Raw genomic sequence first — 20,594 nt, 5'->3', positions numbered from 1 at the left:
CATGATCCGCCGGACAGGCCCTAAGCAGGCAGGACGTCGGCGAAAGCGGTGATGACGTCGGCGAGGGCGTGGGGGCCGGTGAGGAAGGCGTCGTGGGCTTCGCCGGGGATCTCGACGAGTCGGGCGTCGGGCAGGGCCTGGTGCAGGCGGCGGGAGACGTCGGTCAGCCAGCGGGGGCTGAGTTCGCCGATCACGAGGAGCGTCGGGATGTCGAGGGCCGCGAAGCGGGCGAGGTCGTCGCCGAAGCTGTCCATGGCGCGCATCTCGCGGGCCCAGGTCGGGGTCATGGACGCGCGGATGTCCCAGAACGGGGTCTGGCGGAACTCCTCGATGGCTTCCTCGGGAAGCTTCAGGAAGTTCCGCAGCCCGAGGGCGAGGGCCTGGTCGAGGTCGCCGGCCTGGACGGCCTCCTCAAAGGGGGCAAGGGTGTCGCCGCCGATGGGGCCGCCCAGCGGGATCGGGGGCTCGTAGAGGATGAAGGCCGCCGGGGGCCGGTGCAGGGCGTGGGCGAGGGTGACCAGTCCGCCGTAGGAGTGGCCGAGCAGGATCGCGTCGGGCCCGGCGAGGTCGAGGACGGCGGCGATGTCGTCGGCCTCCCGCTGGATGGTGTGCTCGCCGGTGTCGCCGCTGGCCCCCCGGCCACGGCGGTCGATCGCGTAGGTGGCGAAGCGCGGGGCCAGCAGATCGGCGAGCACCTGCCAGTCCTGGGCGGCGTTGAGAGCGCCCGGGGAGACGACCAGGGGGCGGCCCTGGCCGGTGATCGTGACGGCGATCTTTGTGCCGTTGGTGGAGGTGACGTGGGCCTGGTGGGGAGCATGGGCCGTCATGGTTCTTCTTCCTTGTGTCGTGCTCTCGGGGAGGGGTGCGGCGCGGGCACCCATCGACCGTAACATCGAAACGATGTACTCATCGTTTCGATGTGAGATCCTGGGGGCATGCTGGAACTCGCGATCCTTGGTTTCCTCGCCGAAGGCCCCGTGCCCGGTCACGAGCTGCGCCGCCGCATCACACACCTGACCGGCTACAGCCGTCCGGTCAGCGACGGCACCCTGTACCCGGCGATCAACCGGCTGACGAAGGCGGGGCTGATCGAACGGCGCCCTGCACGCGAGGCGGGCGGCGGCCGGTACGTGCTGAACCTGACCGCGGCAGGACGCGAGGACATGCTGCGGCGGCTGCGGGAACCGGCCGAGCACGAGATCACCGACTTCTCCCGCTGGTTCACGATCCTGGCGTTCCTCTCGCTGCTGCCCGACAGCGCCGAGCAACGTGCCGTGCTGCGCCGCCGCCTGGACTTCCTGGAGGCCCCCGCCAGCTTCTTCTACGACGGCGACGCGCCGCTGCGCGCCGAGCAGGTCAGTGATCCCTACCGGCGCGGCATGCTGCTCACCGCCCGCGCCATCAGCCGCGCCGAGCGCGCCTGGCTCCACGAGGTCCTGGACGGCGACGGCATCCGAGGGGCGGACGAGTAGCCCGGCCCCCAGACCCACACCCGAAATCGGAAGGACTGAACATGCTTGCGTCCTGGTACGACCAGCAGGGCCCGGCCGCCGAGGTGCTCCAGCTCGGTGAGCTGCCCGACCCCGTCCCCGGCCCCGGTGAGGTCCGTGTCCGTGTCACCGTCTCCGGCGCCAACCCCGGCGACACCAAGAAGCGGCGCGGCTGGACCGGCTCGGCCATGCCCTGTCCGCGGGTGATCCCGCACAGCGACGCCGCCGGCATCATCGACTCCGTGGGCGACGGCGTCGACGCACGCCGCGTCGGGCAGCGCGTGTGGGTGTACGGCGCCCAGTCCTACCGCCCCTTCGGCACCGCCGCCCAGTACACCGTCGTCCCCGGCGACCTCGCCGTCCCGCTGCCCGACCACCTGCCCGACGACCTCGGCGCGAGCCTGGGCATCCCCGGCATCACCGCGCATCGCACCGTCTTCGCCGACGGCCCCGTCGACGGCAAACTCGTGCTGGTCAACGGCGTCCTCGGCGGGGTCGGCTCGCTGGCCGCCCAGCTCGCCCGCTGGGGCGGGGCCACGGTCATCGGCACCGTGCGACGCGGCGCCGACCGGGACCGGATCGATCCCGCGGTCGTCTCCCACGCCGTCGCCCTCGACTCGGGCGACCCGGCCGCCGCGATCCGCGCCCACGCACCCGACGGCGTGGACCGGATCATCGAGGTCGCCCTGTCCGACAACGCCGACCTGGACGACGCCGTCGCCGCGAACGGCGCCGTCATCGCCGCGTACGCCACCCGCGACGACCGCACCGAGATCCCGTTCTGGACGTTGCTGTTCAACAACGTCACCCTGCGCCTGCTCGGCAGCGACGACTTCCCCGACCAGGCCAGACGACAGGCCGCCCGCGACCTCACCGCCGCGGCCGCCGTCGGCGCCCTCACCGTCGACGTCGGCGACCGTTTCCCGCTCGCCGGCATCGCCGAGGCCCACGACCGCATCGACGCCGGCGGCCGCGGCCGCGTCCTGATCGACATCCCCCAGTAGAGAAACTCTGGCGGGATCTCCTCATCCCCGCAGTTGAGCATGAGGGTGCTGCGGGCGGGGTGGAAGTCGGCGCGGGCCGCGTGTCGTTGAGACCGGCGCCGGGCCCTGTCAGCCCTCCATGACATCGCGTACGAGGGCGGTGTCCACGAACTGTTCGAAGCGGACGATCCTGCCGCCGCGGACGACGAAGTGGTGGGCGACGCGGACGGCGAGTCGTTTCCCGGTCACCTTGTTGACGGCGGTGTAGCGGGCCAGGACGACGACGTTCTCGCCGTCGACGACGTAGCTGTCGTCGTGGGCGGTCCAGCCGTCCCAGTCCTGGGCGAGCTTCGCCATCACATGGGAGGTGACCCCGTCAGGCGTGCGGTAGGTGCCCGCCAGGGGGAAGCCCGCCATCTCGGTCCACTCGACGTCGGGGGCGAGGGTGGCGCGCAGGGCCTCCAGGTCGCCCGCCGCCGAGGCGAGGTACTGCCGGCGGACGACGTCGGCCACAGGCACGGGTCAACTGGGGGAACAACAGCCCCGCGGGCCTGGCCTCGAACAACACGAACCGCAGGGTGTCCGCATGCCGCTGGGCAGCCTCGCCCCGGCGCCGTGAGGCGTGGTAGTGGCGGTCGGGCAGCTCCGCGCCACCGCCCTTGAGCGCGATGAACGCGCCGGCCCCGTTCTTCATGATGCGCGATTCGGGGTCGGTGAAGTTGGCCTGCGCCTTGTCCTTCGGCCGCGCGGTTTCGGCCGCCAAGTCGCCGGCTTCGGCCACCGCCTCGGGTTCGTCGGTCCCGGCACGCTCTTGGCGTCGCCGCTCCTTGTCCTCGGCGTGCTTGCGGGCCTTCTCGGCGGCCTCGGCCTCGATCTGCGCGCGGGCGGTCTGCAACCTGGCCAGGCGCTTTTCCCTGCGGTCGAGTTCGGCGGGCAGGTCTGTGTCCTTGCCGTCGGGCCCGAACCGCTCGTCCTCGGCGGCATCGAGAGCCTCGGCATCGGCCATCAGGCCGGCGGCCGCCGCCTCGAGGCCTGCGATCTCGGCTTCGAGGCGTTCTTCCTTCTCCACCAGCCGGTTGTAGCTCATCGCCTTGTGCTTGGAGGCGTTGGCCTGCAGTTTCGTGCCGTCGAGTGCGACCCGGCCCATCTTGACCATGCCCAGTCGCTGCGCCAGGCGCAGCGACTGGGTGAAGATCCCGGCCAGGGCGTCCAGGTGCCGGGCCCTGAACCGGGATATCGACCGGTAGTCCGGCCCCGCCCCCGCGGCCAGATAGCGGAAGGCCACATCATCGGTGCACTTGCGCTCGATCGCCTGCGACGAGCGCACTCCGGTGGTGTACCCGTAGATCAGCAGCCGGACCATCAACCGCGGGTCATACGGCGGGAACCCGCGCTTCTCGGTGTAGGACGCCAGGATCGGGCCCAGGTCGAGCACCTCGTCGACCAGTTCGGCCACGAATCGGGCCAGATGCCCCTCGGGCAGCCACTCATCCAGTGACGGCGGCAGCATCAGCATCTGATCGGGGACGAACGCCCGGAAGGTCTTCTTCACCGCCACCGTCGGCGTGGTCTCCGGCTTCACCACCGCCGCCGGATCCACCTCGAACAGGCCATCCCCACCTGACATACCCATATGGAAGATCACGAACAGGAGGCGGCGTTGAGCTCAATCGCCTGATCGACCGCCAAGATCCGCGGACAGCGCCGCGTAGATGTACTCGCTGCCCCAGCGATCCCCGTCGAGGTCGTTCTCGACCAGGTGCGCCTCCCGGCGCATCCCGAGGCGCTCACAGACCCGCACAGACCCGGTGTTCTCCACATCCAGCCGGGCGTAGAGCCGGTGCACGCCCAGCGTGTCGAAGGCAAACCCGGCCAGCGCCGCGGCCGCCTCGGTCGCGTAGCCGTGCCCCTGGTGACCTGGGTCGAGAGTCCAGCCGATCTCGGCCTGGGCGGCGCGGGCATCGGCCAGGGCGAGGCTCACCTCGCCAAGGACGCCGGGCTCATCGCGTCGGCAGACAGCGAGCGCCAGCCTGTCCCCGTCGGCGTGCCAGGCCGTCTGCGCCGCGCGCTCGGCGGCAACCTGCTCGCTGCGCTCACGCGTGTGCGCCGGCCGGTACAAGTAGCGCGCCACGCTCGGCAGGCTCTGGTAGGCGTAAAGGTCGTCGGCGTCGCCGGGAGTGAACAGACGCAGCGACAACCGGGCCGTGGTCAACGGCAGCAGCGAGGCGACGTCCATGCAGACCTCCGGGACGCGGATGTGGATCAAGTTGCGGACTGATTTTCGCATCACGACTGCCCGGCAGCCACGCCTTTTCAAGAGCAGCGCTCGGCAGCCGCACTTCACCACGAGGCGCGGCGTTCCAGGAGTTGTTTACTGACCCACGCTCCCAGCTTCCCCGCCATGGTTGATCCGCTGGGTCCCGGGCGGGATCTGTCGCGCTTCGTGCTGCCTGAGATCGGTCGGTTGGCCGAGACGGGCCAGCTGCATGAGCCGTACCAGCTGCTTGATCCGAGCGGCTTGCCGGTCGCCCCGGTCGCGTCGTTCTTCGCCGAGTTGCAGGCGGCCAGCCGGCCGGCGACCACGATCCGGTCGTACGGCATGGATCTGCTCCGGTGGTTCCGACCTGTTAACTGCACCATGTCCCGATCGTGAACCAGGCGGATCGCCTGGTCCTTCCAGGTGCGTGGTGTGGTGGAGGACGTAAGACGTGCCCTGATGGAGGGGAAGTGCTCGCTTCCTGAAGTCGGAGCCGTGGCCGCAGGGACGACGAGAGACCTTCCGTTCGTCCTGCTGGACGCTGGCGGCTGCGAAGTCAGGCCGGTCAGTGCCTACCTGAGGGATCTGATGCTGGGGGACGTCAGCCCGCTGACCTGCCGGAGCTACGGGTTCGGGCTGTTGCGATGGCACCGGCTGCTCTGGTTTCTGCAGATCTCCTGGGACAGGGCCACGGAGGCCGAGGTCGCGGCGCTGGTCGGCTGGCTGCGGGAAGCGTGCAACCCGCAGCGGTTGCGCAAGCGGAACGGTGCGTCTCCCCCTGCGGGGTCGGTGAATCTGAAGACCGGCAAGCCGTCGCTCCGGGAGGGGTACGCGCCGAGCACGATCAACCACAATCTCAGCGTAGTCAGCGGGTTCTATGCGTTTCATGCGCGGTTCGGTGCCGGTCCGGCGGTCAATCCGGTGCCGGCCTCGCGCGGGCACCGTCAGGCTCTCGCGCACCGTTCTTCGCTGGAGCCGGTGCCGGTGTTGCGGCGGGGTCGGCTGCGGCAAAAGGTGCCGGTGCAGGCCCCGCGGTCAATCCCCGACCACCTGTGGGACGAACTGTTCGCACGACGCTCGCCATACGGCAGCGGTCAGGATGGCCGGAGACGAACGGCTCACCCTCGCCGAGGCACAGACGATCTTGCGGCACGCTCACCTCGACACCACCGGGCGCTACCTCACGGCCCGCGTGGAGGACATGCACGACAAGCTCCAAGCTTGTCGTTTAACGTCGGCGTGAGATGAGTCGAGCGAGTGACTCTGTGGGCCAGCAGAGCCATTCGAGAAGAGGGCTGGTGACCACGAACCAGTGGACGCTGATTCGGCCGTGCTTTTTGTCCAGGATCAGTGGGGCTTCATCCCGGTAGACGTAGCGGAGGTACCGGCGACGGATCGGCGCTCCGGCTATCAGCAGCACTGGCGAGGTGACAAGGATGGCCACCGGGACCAGGGCCCTTGCTGTGATGAGCTTCGCTTTCTCCTCGTAGCGCATCCGCTCAGTGTGCTGATGCTCGAAGTCGTTTGTCAGCCTGTCCTGCGGGGTTTGGTGCCGATCTTGTGGTGGGCGGGTCGGCTGTATGCCTCGCCGGTGGCAAGGACTCTGCCCACGTCATGGCGGGTGGCTTGGCGGCGGTTCTTCGAACCCGGAGGGCGGCCTGGTCCGGGCCGGGACGGTTTCGGTGCACCGGCTGGTGACCCGGTCTTCGCGTGCAGGTTTCTGAAGCCTCTGCGGACGCGGGCGGGTGTCAGTCTGTTCGGTTCGGCCGGCTTCTCCCAAGGCCGCCGCAGGTCGGTGGCCAGTGGGCGGGCGAGCCGGAGCTGGGCATAGGCGGCGATCACCAACCATGTCCACCGGTCGGCCGCCTCCGAGTCGCGGAGCCGGGGCTTGGTCCAGCCAAGAGTCTGCTTGAACAGGCGAAATGTGTGCTCGATATCGAAGCGGCGGAGGAAGGACTGCCAGCAGCGTTCGACGTCCGCTTCGGTGGCGCCGGTGCCTGACCACCACAGCCAGACCGGCTTGTTGACTCCACCGGACGGCAGCTTCTCCACGACCAAGCGGATGACTGTGCCCTCGATGAGGGGTAGCGGCCCGGCGTGGTCGAGCCATGCAGCCCGGCGGGTCAGCCGCGGGTGCAGCCGGTCCCACGCCTGCGCAGTCGCCTTCCCATAGAGCCGGGTGTCCGTAGTCGTCACTGCCTGCTCAGCGCCCCAGGTTGTGGGGTCGCCGAAGACGAACTCGCCGCCGTGCTTGGGCGGTCTGCCGCCCTTGGGGTTGGCCAGGCCGAACTCTTTGCGGGAGGGTGCCGGACGCCGCATCACGCGGTCCGAACGGAGCCGCCCGACGATCTCGACGGGCAGCCCCGCCAGCAGGTGGGCGATGCGCGGAGCGTCGTATCCCGCGTCCAGCACGACCAGGACCTCCGGGTCACCCGGTCGCCACTGGCCGGCGACGACCAGCCGCTCAATGACCTCGCGGACCTGCACCGTGGTCACCGCAGCGACATCGGCGCCGGGCTCCAGGCGGACCGCGTCCAGCACCGCCGTCCAGGACGTGCGGCCGGTCTCTAGCGCGGCCACCACCGAGTACGGCCAGCCGGGCACCATCTGGTGCTTGCCCTCACCCCGGCCGAACGTGTGGCAAAAGGCCCGGTCAGCACACGTGTTGGCGTCCGGCCGCAGCCACGGCGAGACATCCACCGCCAGCACCAGCCGACCATCCGCCGCCCTCGGCAACGGCACCCCGACGAGGGCACGACGCAACCTCGCGACATCGATCCGACCCTGGTTCAGCCCGCCGTACAGAGCCCCGTGACCACGACGGTGTTCAGGAGCGAGCGCGAGATCAACCAGCGTCCGCACTGGCCCGTCCGTGCACAACAGCGCGTCGCACAACTCGAACAACGCGTCGCCCCGCGCGGTCAGACACGCGTACAGCTCCGACCGGAAGTGTGACACTTCCGCGAACGCATCCCGCAGGACGCCCTGATGCACCAAACTCACGACCACGGCCTTCGCGCTGATCCACTCTGTGACGGAGCACAGGATCAGACGGAGGCCGCCTTCACGTCCGCTGGACTGCGAAAACGCCGACCAAGTTCGAGCCGCGTTCGACACCGGACCATAAACGACAAGCCAAGAGCACTACACCAATACCCCGTCCCCAGCGCACCTTCGCCGCCGGGTACGACCCGGAGGACATCAAGGCGGTGTTCGGTGGCTGAACCGGGCACCCTGACACAGCCGACGAGCAAGAAGGGCGTCAGCAGCTTCGTCAGCGTGAACGCCGCCCCCGCTCCTGCCCCCGCGGTTCCGCCGCGTCCCCAAGGTGATCTGACCCGCGCCTCCGTCGAGGAGATCGCGCAGGCGGTGCGCTCGACCTGGCCGACGAAGTCGGCCGACAACCGATGGAACCGGAGCCGCGGCGCCCGGGACCTCCTGCAGCACCTGAGCCAGTTCCCCGGGCGAGACCTGGCAGGAGCGGTGGGAGACCAGCGGGTTCAACCAGGGCGGCAACCCCGTCTCGGTCCTGCGATCGGCTCCCAGAGAGAGAAGCCAGATCGGCACCGGCGCTGCCTGCTGTGTCTGCGGATCATCCGGCCCTCGCTGGAGGCATTCCGGTCGAACACCTTCCTCTACTACGGGCAGCGCTTCCTCGCCGCCCAGAACGACCCGCTGCTGGAGAAGTTCTGGGCCGAGGTCCAGGCCACGCCGGTGAACCCGATTCACCACGGGACCGCGCTGTTCGACATCGCGGTCGCCCTCACCACGCAGGGCATCGCCCTGGCCGACCTGACCCCCGAGGCCTTCCTGCACTACGCTACGCGTGGGAGTGCCGCCGTCTAGGACTGGTCCTGGGGGCACGCGGAGCCGGCAGCCGGTTCCCCGGACACCTGGCCTGGCAAGTGCTCCACACCATGAACCACTTCCCCTCCCATGGGCCGGCGACGCTGAAGGCGGCCCTGCTCAACGGGCGGTTGACGGTCGAAGAGCTGGTCGACCGCTACAAGATCCGCAATGCCGGGGTCCGGCTCCTGCTCGTCGCTTATCTGACGCGGCGCAAAACCGAGCTGGACTACTCGACGCTGGACAACCTGTCCCGTCACCTGGCCAGCAACTTCTGGGCGACCATCGAGCAACTCGCCCCCAGTCAGCCCGACCTGCGCATCGACGGCGAGCTCTACCAGCGGTGGCGGGGCCGGGTCGGGGTCCGCGTGGACGGAAAAGGGCGGCGCGACTGCGATCCCATCCTGCGGGCAGTCCGCGCCTTCTACGCCGATCTGCAGGCGTGGGCAGCGGCGGAACCCCAGCAGTGGGCGATCTGGGTGGCACCCTGTCCGGTCTCCGACGCCGAGGTCCGCGGTTATGGAATCCGCAAACGACGCGTCAAAGAACGCATGGACGACCGCACCAGGCAACGGCAACCGCTGTTGAACACGCTCGTGGAACACCTGGAGAACCGGTACGGCCACCTCCGTGACCTACTCGCGCAGGCCGCGAACACGGCCGGCGCGCAGACCGTCACGCTGGAGGGTCACACCTACCAGCGCCTGTGGAGCCGGGTAGATGAACGCCGCGTCCGGCTCGGAGGGCTGGCGAACGTCCGCGTCCTCGATCTGGAGAGCGGCAAGTACATCAATGTCACGCATGCCGAGGACGCCGCCTTCTGGAAGTGGGCGATCGTTGAGGTCTTGCGGCACTCAGGTGTGCGCATAGAGGAGGCCCTGGAACTCACCCATCTCAGCATCCGGCAGTACCAACGGCCCAACGGCGAGGTCATCGCCTTGCTCGTGGTCGCTCCCTCGAAGAGCGACCGGGAACGCGTCATCCCCATGTCCGCCGAGCTCTTCGCCGTCATCGCGGCCATCGTCCGCTCCCACACCACCGGCGGCCAGACCATCCCGCTGTTGCCTCGTTACGACCCGAAGGAACGTCAGAGCAGCGCGCCCATGCCGTTCTTGTTCCAGCGCAAGATCGGCACCAAGCACGAGGTCATGTCGGACAGCATCGTGGTGAACATGCTGAAGCGCCACTGCGCCGAACTCGCCGAACACCACCCCGGCTTCCTTGCCACCAGCTTCACCCCGCACGACTTCCGCAGGCTCCTGGCCACGGAACTGGTCAACAGCGGGCTCCCGATCCACATCGGAGCAGCCCTACTCGGACATTTGATCTTCAAACAACTCGTGGTTACGTCGCCGTTTTCAATGAGGACGTCGTCCGGCACTACCAGGGATTCCTCGACCGGCGCCGCCAGGCCAGGCCAACCGACGAGTACCGGCCGGTCACCGAACCCGAATGGCTCGGCTTCGAGGAGCACTTCGACCAGCGCAAAGTTGAGCTGGGAGGATGCGCCCGCCCCTACTCAACACCTTGCCAGCATGAGCACGCCTGCCTGAGATGTCCCATGATCAACATCAATCCGAAGATGCTGCCCCGCCTCGACGAGATCGAAGTCGACCTTCTGGCCCGCCGGGCCCGGGCCGAAGCAGAGGGGTGGCTCGGTGAGATCGAAGGGATCGACCTCACCCTGTCCTTCCTGCGCCAGAAACGAGACCAGACCCGTCGGCTCGCCAGGGTCGCGCCGGTCGACCTCGGCATACCCGGCATCGCGCCGCGATCAGCAGCCAGGCGAGAATGAGGGGATGTATTGCCTGCAGGCGGTCATCGCCACCGAATCCGTGCTCCGTGAGTTGGCCGGCTCCACGACAGAGGCGTGCATCATTCCTCTCGGGCAGCACCTCTGGCTCCTGCCGATGACCGACGCGCTGTTCGATGCGGTCACGGTCGCCGGAGCACTCGAACTCGACGGGTTCTGGAAGGCACCGGCGGGCTTTGATCGCCTGCTGACCACGTGCTCGGAGACAGGACCGGTGGCCTATATCGAGGCCGAGTACTTCGGCGGGGCAGGGACCCAGACAGCCCAGGTCTGGGATGCAGGCCAGGCAGTCCTTGGCCCATTGCGCCTGGCCGAAGGGGAGCCGTCGCCGACGACCGGCACTCCAATCTCTCAGGCGCTGCGGCGGCTCGGCGCCGCAACGGGCAATCACGTCGACGAATTCGCCGCAGTCGGCCTCGGCCGCCACCGCGACACAGACGACTGGCTCACACCCAGAAACCGGTCAAGGCCCGTCGAGCCGACCACTTGACTTGGTGCAGAGAAGCCGTCCAACGCCCTAGGCAAGTACCCACTGGGGCGGGTGTCCGGGGTCGGCCGGGCAGGTGAAAACGTGCAGGTCCCGGTCCCGGCCGAAGCGGAGCCGAGTGGGTTGGGCAACGGATTGGCCACCCCGGATCGATGCCTTCCCTCTCAGGGTCGGGTCACGGTCCTCCAGTGGCACCCAGCTGTGCGAGCCAGCGTCCATCTCGTAGCCCTCGGCCGTCAGCAGCAGACGCATGGGGGTTGCGCAGGACGCGCAGTCAATGGCCATCGGGCCCGTCGACGCCCAGCTGGGGAAGCCGCCGACGCGCCAGCCGGGAGGGATCGACAGGTCGCACTGGTAGCTGGGGGCATCGGGGCCGTGTTCCGCTACCTGGGCGTCGTCCCACGCGTCGATGCGCGCGATCAGCGAGGCGGGCAGCGTGTCGTCCTCTGCCCAGGGATAGGTGGTCACCTCTTCCGGGTGCAGGACACATGGCTCGGGGAGTTCGTGCTCCCATCGAAGCAGGGGCACGTGGGGCGGAGCAGCGAGGAAGCGTTCCGCGTCCTCGGTCTGCCCGGCCTGTCGCCACCGCAGGCGGTAGCGGCGCTCCAGGTACGGGCCGTGAGTGAAGGGGCAGCGGAAGAGCTGCACCAGGTCCGCGCCGTCGGGCCCGCAGGCAAGGCCCGGGATGTCACGGCGGAAGAACTGGGCCAGCCCCACGAAGGGCACCGGACCGTCCAGTCCGGGAGTTGCTGCGGGGGGCCATGACCGGCTCGGTGGCCAGACCCCTGCGGCCCGGGCACTGCGGATCTCCTCCGGTGCGTACCCTTCGCTCTCGCGCTGGTGCGGCTCGTGGCAGAGCGGCCAGGGTTCTCTGTCCGGCCACAGCATCGGCCCGCCGACGTGACTGTCGTGCATACCGGGCCGCCCCGGTCTGGGGTGCAACCGGGTCGTCCGGACTCGGTAGAGGGCCAGCTCCGGGAACACAGCCTCCACGGACACCGGTCTGGCCGGCGTGGTCCTCGTCATGCGCAGACCGTACGCGCTCGGGCAAACGATGCGCGAGCGGATTGCCGCGAGCCCGGTGCACCACCTCGAGGCCGACGTGGGGTGCCCCCCGTTCTCGCACTTCGGGCCGGCGTCGACCAACGCCTTGTCCGGGGCACCTGGTAGACCTTGGCCATGACGTTCCTGGTGTTGGTCGAGGGTGATGCGGGCGGATGGCGTGTCGATCGGGAGGCACTGTCGGAGGCAATCTGCGCTCGGTGGGCGGCCGTCGAGATCGACTCGACTCACCACAGCGAGGTTCAAAGCTTTCGCTGGGAATTCGAGACGGAGAACGGTCCGGGTGAGGCGTACCTGCACAAGGACGGCACCTGCCTCTATATGGACGTCTGGCAGGACGAAGCCGTCGGTTTGGCGATTGCCTTCCGCGAGCTGCCCCTGCAGACCTTGACCTGGTGTTCTGTGATGATGGCTACACCTTCGATGTCAAGCTGCGCGCCGGGGCTACGAAGGCAGGGCTGGCCGAGCTAGTGCCGCATCAGGCAACGTTCGCCTCGCTGGTGGAGCACGGAGAAGAAAATCGATTGGGTGATGCTGGGGATTCTGCCAGGATCATCGGATGGGTGCATTGGATGCAGTGGCAGGCAGGATTGCTGGCGGGGCCACCGTGGCGTTCCGGCCCAGCGGCTCCTCGATGGTCCCGCTGATACGTAGTCGGCAGCAGGTGGTCATTGCTCCGGTCGACCCGTCGAAGTTGGAGGTCGGGGACATTGTCCTCGCCCGTGTCGCTGGGACGGTCTACTTGCACTTGGTGTCGTCTGTGGACCTCGCCAGGAAGCGGGTGCAGATCAGCAATAACCGTGGCCGTGTCAACGGCTGGACCAGCCACGATCGTGTCTTCGGTATCTGTGTGGCAGTCGACGGCGTCACCCGGTCGGGAATCGCAGGCAAGACGCTGGCGGCCAACTCCAACGACGCCTCCTGAACATGACGTTCCGGCGGCATCGGGCCGCCAAGCTTTACGGGTGGCAGAACGAGTGCGTGTTCGCGAGATCGATGACGACGAGGGCCGGCGGTTACTGCGGTAGTCCGCAGAGGCACGGGCTCCGTGGTGACCTGGCGGCGCGCGCAGATGGTGCCGCTGTCCGCGCAGGGCATGCTGGCAGCGAAGATTGCCGAGGTGTCGTTCACCAGCGACGACCGGGTCCGCGACGTGATCCACAACTTCAATGCCGACGGCTTCGACTCGCTCTACCCCAAGTACTCCGGTGGCCGGCCGAAGACCTTCACGCTGCCCGAGGGCCGCGAGATCAAGAAGATCGCCAAGTCCAAGCCGACCGAGCACGACCTGCCGTTCTCGACCTGGAACCTGACCAAACTGGCCGACTTCCTGGTCGCCGAGGGGGTGGTCGACGACATCAGCCACGAGGGCCTACGCATCCTGCTCCGCGAGGAAGGCGTCTCCTTTCAACGCCTGAAGACCTGGAAAACCTCCCGCGACCCCGACTACGCGGCCAAGAAGGCCCGCGTCGAACACCTCTACGCAATCGCCGACGGCGAGGTCATACCGAGGACGGCGAACCCGAAGTCGTCTTCTGCATGGACGAGTTCGGTCCACTCAACCTGATGCCGCACCCCGGACGGCAATGGGCCGAACGCGGCGGCAGGCACAAAGACCCTGCTCGCGATCCGCGCCGCAGGCGCCGGGCCACCTACAACCGCTACGGCGGAGTCCGGCACCTGTTCGCTGCCCTGGACCTGGCCATGAACAAGCTCTACGGCCACATCAAACCGGTCAAGAGGCGGACAGAGTTCCTGCAGTTCTGCCGCTACCTGCGCACCCTCTACCCCCCGACGGTGCGGATCGCGATCGTCTGCGACAACTTTTTCCCGCACCTGACCACGAAACGCTGCCAGCGGGTCGGCACCTGGGCCGCGGCCAACAACGTTGAGATCGCCTACACGCCGACGAACTCCTCCTGGCTGAACCGGATCGAGGCCCAGTTCACCGCCCTGCGGTACTTCACCCTCGACGGCACCGACCACGCCTCCCACAAAGAGCAGGGCAGCATGATCCGCCGCTACATCATCTGGCGAAACCGCCATGCCGACGACCAGCGCCTCCGCGCGGTCGTCGACAGGGCCAACGTTGCCTGATGTGGCACTGGCCTGAGGCTTTCACGGTGTTGGGCGTCCCGGATGCTCATTAAATGGGTAGAGAGTGCTCCTGACCTGGGAAGATGGGACTTTTCGAAGGCTCCGTCCACCGCGGGAAAGAAGTCACTCACCAGGTGAAGCGTGGTGCTCTGTCTCCGCGTGTTCGTGTCCAGGCCGGGGCGTCGGCGGTGGTCTCGCAGGCCGGCGGGTGCTGTTGGTCGAGACGGTTCCGCACGACGAGGCACCCCGGCTGCTCAGGCGGGGACGGGCTCCTGGTCAGCATCGTCAAAGGGTGGGTAGCTCTCGTTGCCCATCCGCTCGGCCGCATCGATGTAGACGGCAAGAGCGTCGCGGGATTGAGCGAGCCTCTCCATCTGATCGTCCAGTCGCTGCAGCCGTGACCGCATCGCGGCCAGCAACTCGGGACACCCGAGCAGCTCCGGGGCCTCTCCGACCGCACAGGGCAGCAGGTACGCAATGTCCTCAGAGGACAAACCGGCGCCGAGCAGGTGCCGGATCTGCTTCACCCGCAGCACGGCGTTCTCGTCGTACTCGCGGTATCCGTTCGCGCGGCGGTCTGCCTCCAGCAGGCCCTGGGCCTCGTAGTAACGCAACTGATGGGCGTTGACGCCCGTCCGACGACTCAGTTCCCCGATCCGCATCGAAACCTCACTTGACCTTCAGACCGGTATCAACGTTGACGATGCTGCCATGAACAACAAACCCGATACACCCGTGACAGTCATCGGACTCGGACGGATGGGCCAGGCACTCGCCGACGCGTTCTTGAAAGCCGGGCATCCCACAACCGTGTGGAACCGAACGACCTCCAAGGCCGACCAGTTGGTGGCCGAGGGTGCGCGGCTGGCGCCGACGGTTGGTGACGCGCTCAAGGCAGGTTCCCTGACGGTCATCTGCGTCACCGACTACCAGGCCATGCACGAGCTGCTCGGCGCGAGCGATATCGAGCTGGACGGCACGATGTTGATCAACCTGACCTCGGGCGACTCGGCCCAGGCCCGGGAGGCCGCCCAGTGGGCCGAGCAGCGCGGCGCGCGTTACCTGGACGGCGCCATCATGGCCATCCCGTCGGGGATCGGGACCGCCGAGGCGGTGATTCTGCACAGCGGGCCGCAGTCGGACTTCGAGGCACACAAGTCAACCCTCGACGCGCTCGGCACCGTCACCTACCTCGGTGCGGACCATGGGCTGGCGTCCCTGTACGACGTGGCCGGCCTGGCCATGATGTGGAGCGTCCTGAACGCCTGGCTCCAGGGCACTGCCCTGCTCAGGACGGCCGGTGTTGACGCCGCAACGTATGCGCCGTTTGCGCAGCAGATCGCCGGCGGTGTGGCCGAATGGCTGCCTGGGTACGCCAAGCAGATCGACAGCGGCTCCTTCCCGGCCGAGGTATCGGCTCTGGAGACCGACGCGCGGGCGATGGCACACCTGATCGAGGAGAGCGAGGCGGTGGGTGTCAACGCCGAACTGCCGAAGCTGATCAAGGCGATGGCCGACCGTTCGATCGCCGCCGGACACGGTGGGGAGCAGTATCCCGTGCTGATCGAAGAGTTCGGCAAACCCCACGACTGACCGATCCCGACACCGGGCTCTGGTCTCGGGCGTTCGCGTGGCGGGCTGTCCGGATCGTGATCACGAACGCGGAAAATGCCTCTGACCAGCGAGAATGAGGATTATCGAGGTCCTTGTTCGCACGGGATTCGGAGGCACTTTCCAGGTGAAGCAGCGTATCGGGTCCTACCCCCGTGTCCGCGTCGAGGGCGGCGGTCGCGGCGTCGTCGGCCAAGCCGGCGCGGTGTTGCTCGTCGAGACTGCCAGCAAGACCGGACTGTATCGCGCGATCTCTTCGGCGCTGGAGACATGGCGCAAGCCGCGGGCGGTGCACGACCCGGGCAAGATCCTGCTGGATGTGGCGCTCGCGACCGCGCTGGGCGGCGACTGCTTGGCCGATGTCGGCATGCTCCGGGCGGAGCCTGGAGTGTTTGGTCCGGTGGCCTCGGACCCGACGGTTTCCCGGCTGGTCGATGTCCTGGCCGCGGCTGGGCAGCGGTCCCTGTCCGCGATCCGGGCCGCGCGGGCCGAAGTTCGCGAGCGGGTGTGGCAGCTGGCGGGCAAGGCGGCACCGGACGCGGGCGGGCAGGTGGTCGTGGACATCGACGGAGTGCTGGTCATCGCGCACTCCGACAAGCAGGACGCCGCCGCGACCTGGAAGAGGACGTATGGCCATCACCCGCTGATGGCGTTCGTCGACCACGGCCCGGGTGGGAGCGGGGAGCCGGTGGCTGCGCTGCTGCGGCCGGGGAATGCCGGGAGCAACACCGCCGCCGATCACATCGAGGCCACGCGAATGGCCCTGGCCCAGCTGCCCAAGCGGTATCGACGCGGGCGGCAGACTCTCATCCGCTGCGATTCCGGCGGCGGTACGCACGAGTTCCTGGCCTGGCTCGCCCAGCGTGGCCGATGGCTGTCGTACTCGGTCGGCATGACCATCACCGACGCCATCCACGCCACCGTGCTCAAGGCGCCGGCCTCCGCCTGGACCCCGGCGATCGAGTCCGACGGCCAGATCCGCGACGGCGCCTGGGTCGCCGAGCTGGCCGGCGACGTGCTTCACGGCTGGCCGAAGGGGATGCGGCTGATCGTTCGCAAGGAACGTCCGCACCCCAGCGCCCAGTTGCGCTTCACCGACGCCGAGGGCCATCGGCTGACCTGCTTCGCCACCAACACAGCCGACGCCCCGATCGCGAAGCTGGAGCTGCGCCACCGCCTGCGGGCGCGGGCCGAGGACCGCATCCGCGCCGCCCGCACCACCGGCCTGACCAACCTGCCCCTGCATGACACCGCGCAGAACCGGATCTGGCTGGAGATAGTCCAGCTCGCCCTTGAGCTGCTGGCCTGGCTGCCCCTGCTCGCCCTGACCGGCAAAGCCCGCCTCTGGGAGCCCCGCCGGATACGGCTGCGGCTCTTCTCCGCCGCTGCTCACCTGATCACCACCGGCCGCCGCCGTTACCTGCGCTTCGCGCAGCACTGGCCCTGGACCGATGTCATCACCGCCGCGATCGAACGCCTCGACGCGCTCCCGAACCCCGGCTAACCAGCAGCGATCACCGTCCCGATGAGCATTCGAAGTCCTCCGGAACCGTGGAAGCCGGCGCCCACCCGTCGCGACAGCCGGGCCACCCGCCTGCCCGCACCTCCCATGACAAGGGGGAACGGGTCTCCAGCAGAGCTGATGACCCGTCACGAAATATCGAGGCTAGTGAATGCCGCCGCCTGACTGCGCACAGCCTGACTGCAACTTCAGGACGGAGACAGCTCACTGTGCTGCGGCAAGGAGCACGCATAAGCGCCTCCTCCTGATCGCGGCCAGCCGTCGTCCCTTACCTCTGCCGCCTCGGGCCTGGCGGTCCAGGAACTCGATCACTCGCGTTTCCGAACGTAGAAGCCGCTCGCGCTGCTGAGGAGGAAGAGAGGCGAGGAGGTCGACCAGGACTTGCTGCCGCGGAACGTAGACCATGTTGCCGGAGTAGACCATGCAACTGGGACACCAGGCGAGCCCGATGCAGCGCTCGAAGTTGGAGGACTCGGGCGGATGGACGCGATACTGATACGAGCAGACGGGTGTTCTGCAAGTGGCACAGACCCGTCGATCACCGTCCGGGACCGTGCTTCAGTTCCCTACCTCTCGCCATCACTCTCGCCCGGCCGGTGCTCGTCAAGTCGTCATGCCGAACATTCTCCCTCGCGGAGTTTCACGCAGCGCAGCCGTCCGAGGAAGATTACCTCCGCGATCGCCTCGCTTGACTTGATGCAGAGAAGGTTCCTGTGGGCGGTCGACGTCGCCTGGGACCGGGCGACCCGCGCAGAGGCACGGGACTTCGCCCGCTGGCTCCAGCCGGCGGACAAGCCGGTCCGTGTCCACTGGCGGTATCAGCGCCGGGGCATGACCGTCCCCGCGACCAGGTCGGCGGGAGCGCAGCGGGCCGAGCCGGGAACGCCGAATCCGGTGACGGGCAAGCCGACGCCGGGCCGGAAGTACGCGCCCAGCACGCGTGTGCACAGCGAGACTGTGCTGCGGTCCTTCTATGACTTCCACCTTGACGAGGGCTCCGGGCCGATCATCAATCCGTTCCCGCTGGACCGCTTCCGCCGGGGCCGGGCCAACATCCACCACAACCCGTTGGAGCCGTTCCGGCACCAACGGCAGGGCCGCTACCGGCCGCGGGTGCCCAAGAAGCTCCCGCGCCGCATCCCGGACGAGTTGTTCAACGCGCTGTTCGCCGCGTTGAAGTACAACCGGGACCGCGCCCTGCTCGCGGCCTGGGTGTCCACCGGGGCTCGGGCTGACGAACTGCCCTCCAGCAGGGAAGCGGCCGGCTCGGGGATGGGGGAGGCCGGTTCCCCGAGCCGCAGAGGCACCGCTTGTCCGTCGCGCACCACGTCGTCGACGGTGAGCCGGACGATCCGGATCCGGGTGAGGGTTTGTGCGTAGAGGAACACGACGACGCCGACGACGCGGAGGTTTTCGGTGTGTCCTAATCGGTCAGCAGCCGGCCGAGGGCGTCCAGGCGTTCGTCTTCGCTCAGCGCGGCTCGTCGGGTGGCCTTCATCGCGGGTATGGAGAGCGAGCATCGGCAATGGCGGCTCTGCATGGCCCAGTTGAGGAAGGCCCTCGAACAGTTGCGGCCGTGCTCGCTGTTCTCGGCCCACCAGGCGTCGACGTCGATCTGGCCGCAGGAGGCGAGGGTGGTATTCCGCTCGCCGAGCCAACCGGCATCACCGCAGCCCAGGCCACAACCGCCCTATTCCCCCCAGCACCCCGACCAGCCAAGCTACCGCCGCGTAGCGTAGCGGCGAAACTTTAGGGCCCCGAGTGCGCGTCTTATCACCCGCACCGGTGAATCAGTGTGACGTCCTGATTGGGAGGGCGATCACTGGACAGGATCCGTTGGGCTGTCCGCTATTCCGAAGAGGGGTATAAGTAATGGAATTGGGCGTTCCTGGTCCTCTGTCCCGGGCGGCTGTGGCCGCTACGGTGCTGGCAACCCTGATGGGGGTGAGTCTGGCGGCTGGGGTGCCTGCGCATGCCGCAGGCGAGACGGTGTATGACGTTCCGGGCGACCACACCTTCACGGTGCCGTCTGGAGTCAGTGAGGTCGACGTCTACCTCTGGGGTGCGGGTGGAGGCGGCAGCGGCGGTGGTGCCGGATCGGGAGGCGGCGGAGGAGGGGGAGCCGGCTACCAAGTTGGTGGCCCCGGTGGTGGCGGAGGAGGAGGGGCTGGCGGTATTGGTGGTGGCGGCGGGGGCTCCGGTGCTTATGTTCATTGCCGTGTCACTGTCAATCCTGGTCAGACTTACCGGGTGTTCGTCGGTGAGGGCGGTTCGATGGGACCTGGATCGCGCGATGGAGGAGTGGGCGGATCCGGGGGAGCGGGGGCGTCCGGCTCGATTATTCATACTTCTGCGAGGGGAGGCGCTTCTGGTCGTGACGGAGTCCGCGGGACACTCGGACAACCCGGCGGAAGTTCTGATTTCGGCGGTTTCCTAGCGGCCGCGGATGGTGGGGGCTGGGGCGGAAACGGTGTTGGAGGTACTGGGGGTTCCGGTGGTGGCGCTGATGGTGGCGATGGTGGAGCTGGCGGCCGTGTGGGCGATCCCGGTTCCGGCGGATCTGGTGGTGGCGCGTTGACGGGATGTGCCCCTGAGCGCCAATCCCAATTGAAGGAACGAAAGTTGGGACAGGACGGGAGTGCCGGGCAGACCGGGACGGCCGGGGAGCGCGGCTCGCGCGGGTACCCAGTAGCCACCAGCTCCACTGGAGGCGAGGGTGGAGCGGCGGGCGTTGGTGGTGCCGGTGGTGCTGGAGCGAAGCAGGTCAGCGGATCGGTCCGGCCCCCACAGAGTATTGGCGTCGGTGGCGAGGGCGGCGCAGGAGGAAAGGGCGGATGGGGAGGCCGCGGTGGAAGTCGCTCCGGTCTCTCCGGCAGCGAGCCCGGTCCGGGGACGAAGGGCGGGGATGGAGAACATGGCGGCGACGGAGGAAAGGGCGGTAACGGATACATCCGGATCGCTTGGTAAGAGCCTCTGCCAGTAAGGTCATGGACTCGGCGGGTTGGCGACACGGCGGGCGGGCTCTGCTGATCATGGAGTTGCTGTGCGCTGGTACTGGTGAGCCCCAGCGGCAGACCGCGTCACCCTTGCTCAGGACCTACCTGGATACGCTCACGACAGAGTCCACCACGAGTCTCTGGAGTCTCTCAACACCCCGCTATCCCTTCCAGCCGTATCTGGGGGTTGAGGAACATCGGAACGAAAACCGGCGCTAAGGATCTGTCGGCCCTGGTGGGCAGCTGACGGAGTGTCGGGGGCCGGACCCCTTTGAAGTCGCCCCGCAGATAACGCCCTATTATCTGCGGGAGCTTGGTTCGTCACCTGTGTGACCTTCTGAGCTTCACGTCGCCGAATCTTCAGCGGTATCTGACGCCGAGGAGCCGTGGCTTTGTCCGTGAGTTGTGAAAGCGCGTTTGCGGGCGCGCG

Annotated in this window: 19 protein-coding genes and 2 pseudogenes; 13 read left to right on the top strand and 8 right to left on the bottom strand. The window is 68.1% G+C overall.

The window, feature by feature from the left end; all coding sequences use genetic code 11:
* Positions 1–20 precede the first annotated feature (20 nt).
* Positions 21–827 carry an alpha/beta fold hydrolase gene (locus tag B5557_RS05955; protein WP_159424332.1) on the bottom strand — a complete coding sequence of 269 codons (807 nt, stop codon included), beginning with the start codon at positions 825–827 and terminating at the stop codon, positions 21–23.
* Positions 828–935: 108 nt separating this feature from the next.
* Between B5557_RS05955 and B5557_RS05950 the strand changes: the two genes are divergently transcribed.
* Together B5557_RS05950 and B5557_RS05945 are read left to right on the top strand one after the other, a co-directional pair.
* Positions 936–1,472: a PadR family transcriptional regulator gene (locus tag B5557_RS05950; protein ID WP_079658129.1), complete on the top strand. Its 537-nt coding sequence runs from the start codon at positions 936–938 to the stop codon at positions 1,470–1,472.
* Positions 1,473–1,513: 41 nt separating this feature from the next.
* Positions 1,514–2,494: an NADPH:quinone reductase gene (locus B5557_RS05945; protein ID WP_079658128.1), complete on the top strand. Its 981-nt coding sequence runs from the start codon at positions 1,514–1,516 to the stop codon at positions 2,492–2,494.
* A gap of 108 nt (positions 2,495–2,602) precedes the next feature.
* On the opposite strand, the gene B5557_RS05940 is transcribed toward B5557_RS05945, so the two are convergent.
* The 3 genes and pseudogenes from B5557_RS05940 to B5557_RS05930 all read right to left on the bottom strand — a co-directional run bounded on the left by B5557_RS05940 (position 2,603) and on the right by B5557_RS05930 (position 4,709).
* On the bottom strand, positions 2,603–2,992 hold the full coding sequence (locus B5557_RS05940; RefSeq protein WP_079658127.1) for a nuclear transport factor 2 family protein: 390 nt from the start codon (positions 2,990–2,992) through the stop codon (positions 2,603–2,605).
* Positions 2,993–3,101: 109 nt separating this feature from the next.
* Positions 3,102–4,025: pseudogene (locus B5557_RS05935) on the bottom strand (transposase); the annotation flags it as partial.
* Positions 4,026–4,139: 114 nt separating this feature from the next.
* Positions 4,140–4,709 carry a GNAT family N-acetyltransferase gene (locus B5557_RS05930; RefSeq protein WP_079664613.1) on the bottom strand — a complete coding sequence of 190 codons (570 nt, stop codon included), beginning with the start codon at positions 4,707–4,709 and terminating at the stop codon, positions 4,140–4,142.
* A gap of 165 nt (positions 4,710–4,874) precedes the next feature.
* Between B5557_RS05930 and B5557_RS05925 the strand changes: the two genes are divergently transcribed.
* On the top strand, positions 4,875–5,126 hold the full coding sequence (locus tag B5557_RS05925; protein WP_079658126.1) for a hypothetical protein: 252 nt from the start codon (positions 4,875–4,877) through the stop codon (positions 5,124–5,126).
* A gap of 832 nt (positions 5,127–5,958) precedes the next feature.
* On the opposite strand, the gene B5557_RS05915 is transcribed toward B5557_RS05925, so the two are convergent.
* Positions 5,959–6,225, bottom strand: a complete 267-nt coding sequence (locus B5557_RS05915) for a hypothetical protein (RefSeq protein WP_079658125.1) — start codon at positions 6,223–6,225, stop codon at positions 5,959–5,961.
* A gap of 32 nt (positions 6,226–6,257) precedes the next feature.
* Positions 6,258–7,733 carry an NF041680 family putative transposase gene (locus B5557_RS05910; RefSeq protein WP_231976487.1) on the bottom strand — a complete coding sequence of 492 codons (1,476 nt, stop codon included), beginning with the start codon at positions 7,731–7,733 and terminating at the stop codon, positions 6,258–6,260.
* 213 nt (positions 7,734–7,946) lie between these two features.
* Here B5557_RS05910 and B5557_RS44855 point away from each other — a divergent pair, with 213 nt between their 5' ends.
* The 4 genes from B5557_RS44855 to B5557_RS05895 all read left to right on the top strand — a co-directional run bounded on the left by B5557_RS44855 (position 7,947) and on the right by B5557_RS05895 (position 10,879).
* Positions 7,947–8,576: a hypothetical protein gene (locus B5557_RS44855; RefSeq protein WP_079658123.1), complete on the top strand. Its 630-nt coding sequence runs from the start codon at positions 7,947–7,949 to the stop codon at positions 8,574–8,576.
* Between the two features lie 71 nt (positions 8,577–8,647).
* The gene (locus tag B5557_RS44850) at positions 8,648–10,129 is read left to right on the top strand and encodes a site-specific integrase (RefSeq protein WP_231976272.1); all 1,482 of its coding nucleotides are present in this window, start codon (positions 8,648–8,650) and stop codon (positions 10,127–10,129) included.
* Between the two features lie 8 nt (positions 10,130–10,137).
* Positions 10,138–10,371, top strand: coding sequence for a recombinase (locus B5557_RS44845; RefSeq protein ID WP_190025761.1), 234 nt, complete (start codon positions 10,138–10,140; stop codon positions 10,369–10,371).
* 4 nt (positions 10,372–10,375) lie between these two features.
* Entirely contained in the window at positions 10,376–10,879 is a 504-nt protein-coding gene (locus B5557_RS05895) for a hypothetical protein (protein ID WP_079658122.1), read from the top strand.
* 27 nt (positions 10,880–10,906) lie between these two features.
* Here the strand turns inward: B5557_RS05895 and B5557_RS05890 are convergent, their stop codons facing one another.
* Entirely contained in the window at positions 10,907–11,902 is a 996-nt protein-coding gene (locus tag B5557_RS05890; protein ID WP_443031336.1) for a hypothetical protein, read from the bottom strand.
* Positions 11,903–12,055: 153 nt separating this feature from the next.
* On the opposite strand from B5557_RS05890, the gene B5557_RS05885 reads away from it, so the two are divergent.
* The 3 genes and pseudogenes from B5557_RS05885 to B5557_RS45865 all read left to right on the top strand — a co-directional run bounded on the left by B5557_RS05885 (position 12,056) and on the right by B5557_RS45865 (position 14,035).
* Complete coding sequence (locus tag B5557_RS05885) at positions 12,056–12,409, top strand: hypothetical protein (protein WP_197697287.1); 354 nt, start codon at positions 12,056–12,058, stop codon at positions 12,407–12,409.
* Positions 12,410–12,497: 88 nt separating this feature from the next.
* Positions 12,498–12,863 carry a S26 family signal peptidase gene (locus B5557_RS05880; protein ID WP_079658121.1) on the top strand — a complete coding sequence of 122 codons (366 nt, stop codon included), beginning with the start codon at positions 12,498–12,500 and terminating at the stop codon, positions 12,861–12,863.
* A 40-nt stretch (positions 12,864–12,903) separates the two neighbouring features.
* Positions 12,904–14,035: pseudogene (locus tag B5557_RS45865) on the top strand (IS630 family transposase).
* Positions 14,036–14,289: 254 nt separating this feature from the next.
* On the opposite strand, the gene B5557_RS05860 reads toward B5557_RS45865, so the two are convergent.
* Positions 14,290–14,697 carry a MerR family transcriptional regulator gene (locus B5557_RS05860; protein ID WP_079658118.1) on the bottom strand — a complete coding sequence of 136 codons (408 nt, stop codon included), beginning with the start codon at positions 14,695–14,697 and terminating at the stop codon, positions 14,290–14,292.
* Between the two features lie 49 nt (positions 14,698–14,746).
* Here B5557_RS05860 and B5557_RS05855 point away from each other — a divergent pair, with 49 nt between their 5' ends.
* The 3 genes from B5557_RS05855 (at position 14,747) to B5557_RS05840 (ending at position 18,548) form a co-directional block, all read left to right on the top strand.
* Complete coding sequence (locus tag B5557_RS05855) at positions 14,747–15,628, top strand: NAD(P)-dependent oxidoreductase (RefSeq protein ID WP_079658117.1); 882 nt, start codon at positions 14,747–14,749, stop codon at positions 15,626–15,628.
* Between the two features lie 145 nt (positions 15,629–15,773).
* A complete protein-coding gene (locus tag B5557_RS05850; protein ID WP_079658116.1) occupies positions 15,774–17,150 on the top strand; it encodes an IS1380 family transposase in 1,377 nt (458 codons plus the stop codon).
* Between the two features lie 714 nt (positions 17,151–17,864).
* Positions 17,865–18,548 (top strand): hypothetical protein, encoded by a 684-nt coding sequence (locus B5557_RS05840; protein WP_079658114.1) that lies wholly within the window; start codon positions 17,865–17,867, stop codon positions 18,546–18,548.
* The last annotated feature ends 2,046 nt before the right edge of the window (positions 18,549–20,594 follow it).

It is taken from the genome of Streptomyces sp. 3214.6, from assembly GCF_900129855.1.
GTDB lineage: Bacteria > Actinomycetota > Actinomycetes > Streptomycetales > Streptomycetaceae > Streptomyces > Streptomyces soliscabiei.
This window is presented reverse-complemented; position numbering and strand designations above follow the sequence as displayed.

Coding starts and splice junctions, on each gene's coding strand:
- B5557_RS05955 (WP_159424332.1), bottom strand. CDS start 827: ATGACGGCCCATGCTCCCCACCAGGCCCACGTCACCTCCACCAACGGC.
- B5557_RS05950 (WP_079658129.1), top strand. CDS start 936: ATGCTGGAACTCGCGATCCTTGGTTTCCTCGCCGAAGGCCCCGTGCCC.
- B5557_RS05945 (WP_079658128.1), top strand. CDS start 1,514: ATGCTTGCGTCCTGGTACGACCAGCAGGGCCCGGCCGCCGAGGTGCTC.
- B5557_RS05930 (WP_079664613.1), bottom strand. CDS start 4,709: ATGGACGTCGCCTCGCTGCTGCCGTTGACCACGGCCCGGTTGTCGCTG.
- B5557_RS05925 (WP_079658126.1), top strand. CDS start 4,875: ATGGTTGATCCGCTGGGTCCCGGGCGGGATCTGTCGCGCTTCGTGCTG.
- B5557_RS05915 (WP_079658125.1), bottom strand. CDS start 6,225: ATGCGCTACGAGGAGAAAGCGAAGCTCATCACAGCAAGGGCCCTGGTC.
- B5557_RS44850 (WP_231976272.1), top strand. CDS start 8,648: ATGAACCACTTCCCCTCCCATGGGCCGGCGACGCTGAAGGCGGCCCTG.
- B5557_RS44845 (WP_190025761.1), top strand. CDS start 10,138: ATGATCAACATCAATCCGAAGATGCTGCCCCGCCTCGACGAGATCGAA.
- B5557_RS05895 (WP_079658122.1), top strand. CDS start 10,376: ATGTATTGCCTGCAGGCGGTCATCGCCACCGAATCCGTGCTCCGTGAG.
- B5557_RS05890 (WP_443031336.1), bottom strand. CDS start 11,902: ATGACGAGGACCACGCCGGCCAGACCGGTGTCCGTGGAGGCTGTGTTC.
- B5557_RS05885 (WP_197697287.1), top strand. CDS start 12,056: ATGACGTTCCTGGTGTTGGTCGAGGGTGATGCGGGCGGATGGCGTGTC.
- B5557_RS05880 (WP_079658121.1), top strand. CDS start 12,498: ATGGGTGCATTGGATGCAGTGGCAGGCAGGATTGCTGGCGGGGCCACC.
- B5557_RS05860 (WP_079658118.1), bottom strand. CDS start 14,697: ATGCGGATCGGGGAACTGAGTCGTCGGACGGGCGTCAACGCCCATCAG.
- B5557_RS05855 (WP_079658117.1), top strand. CDS start 14,747: ATGAACAACAAACCCGATACACCCGTGACAGTCATCGGACTCGGACGG.
- B5557_RS05840 (WP_079658114.1), top strand. CDS start 17,865: ATGCAGAGAAGGTTCCTGTGGGCGGTCGACGTCGCCTGGGACCGGGCG.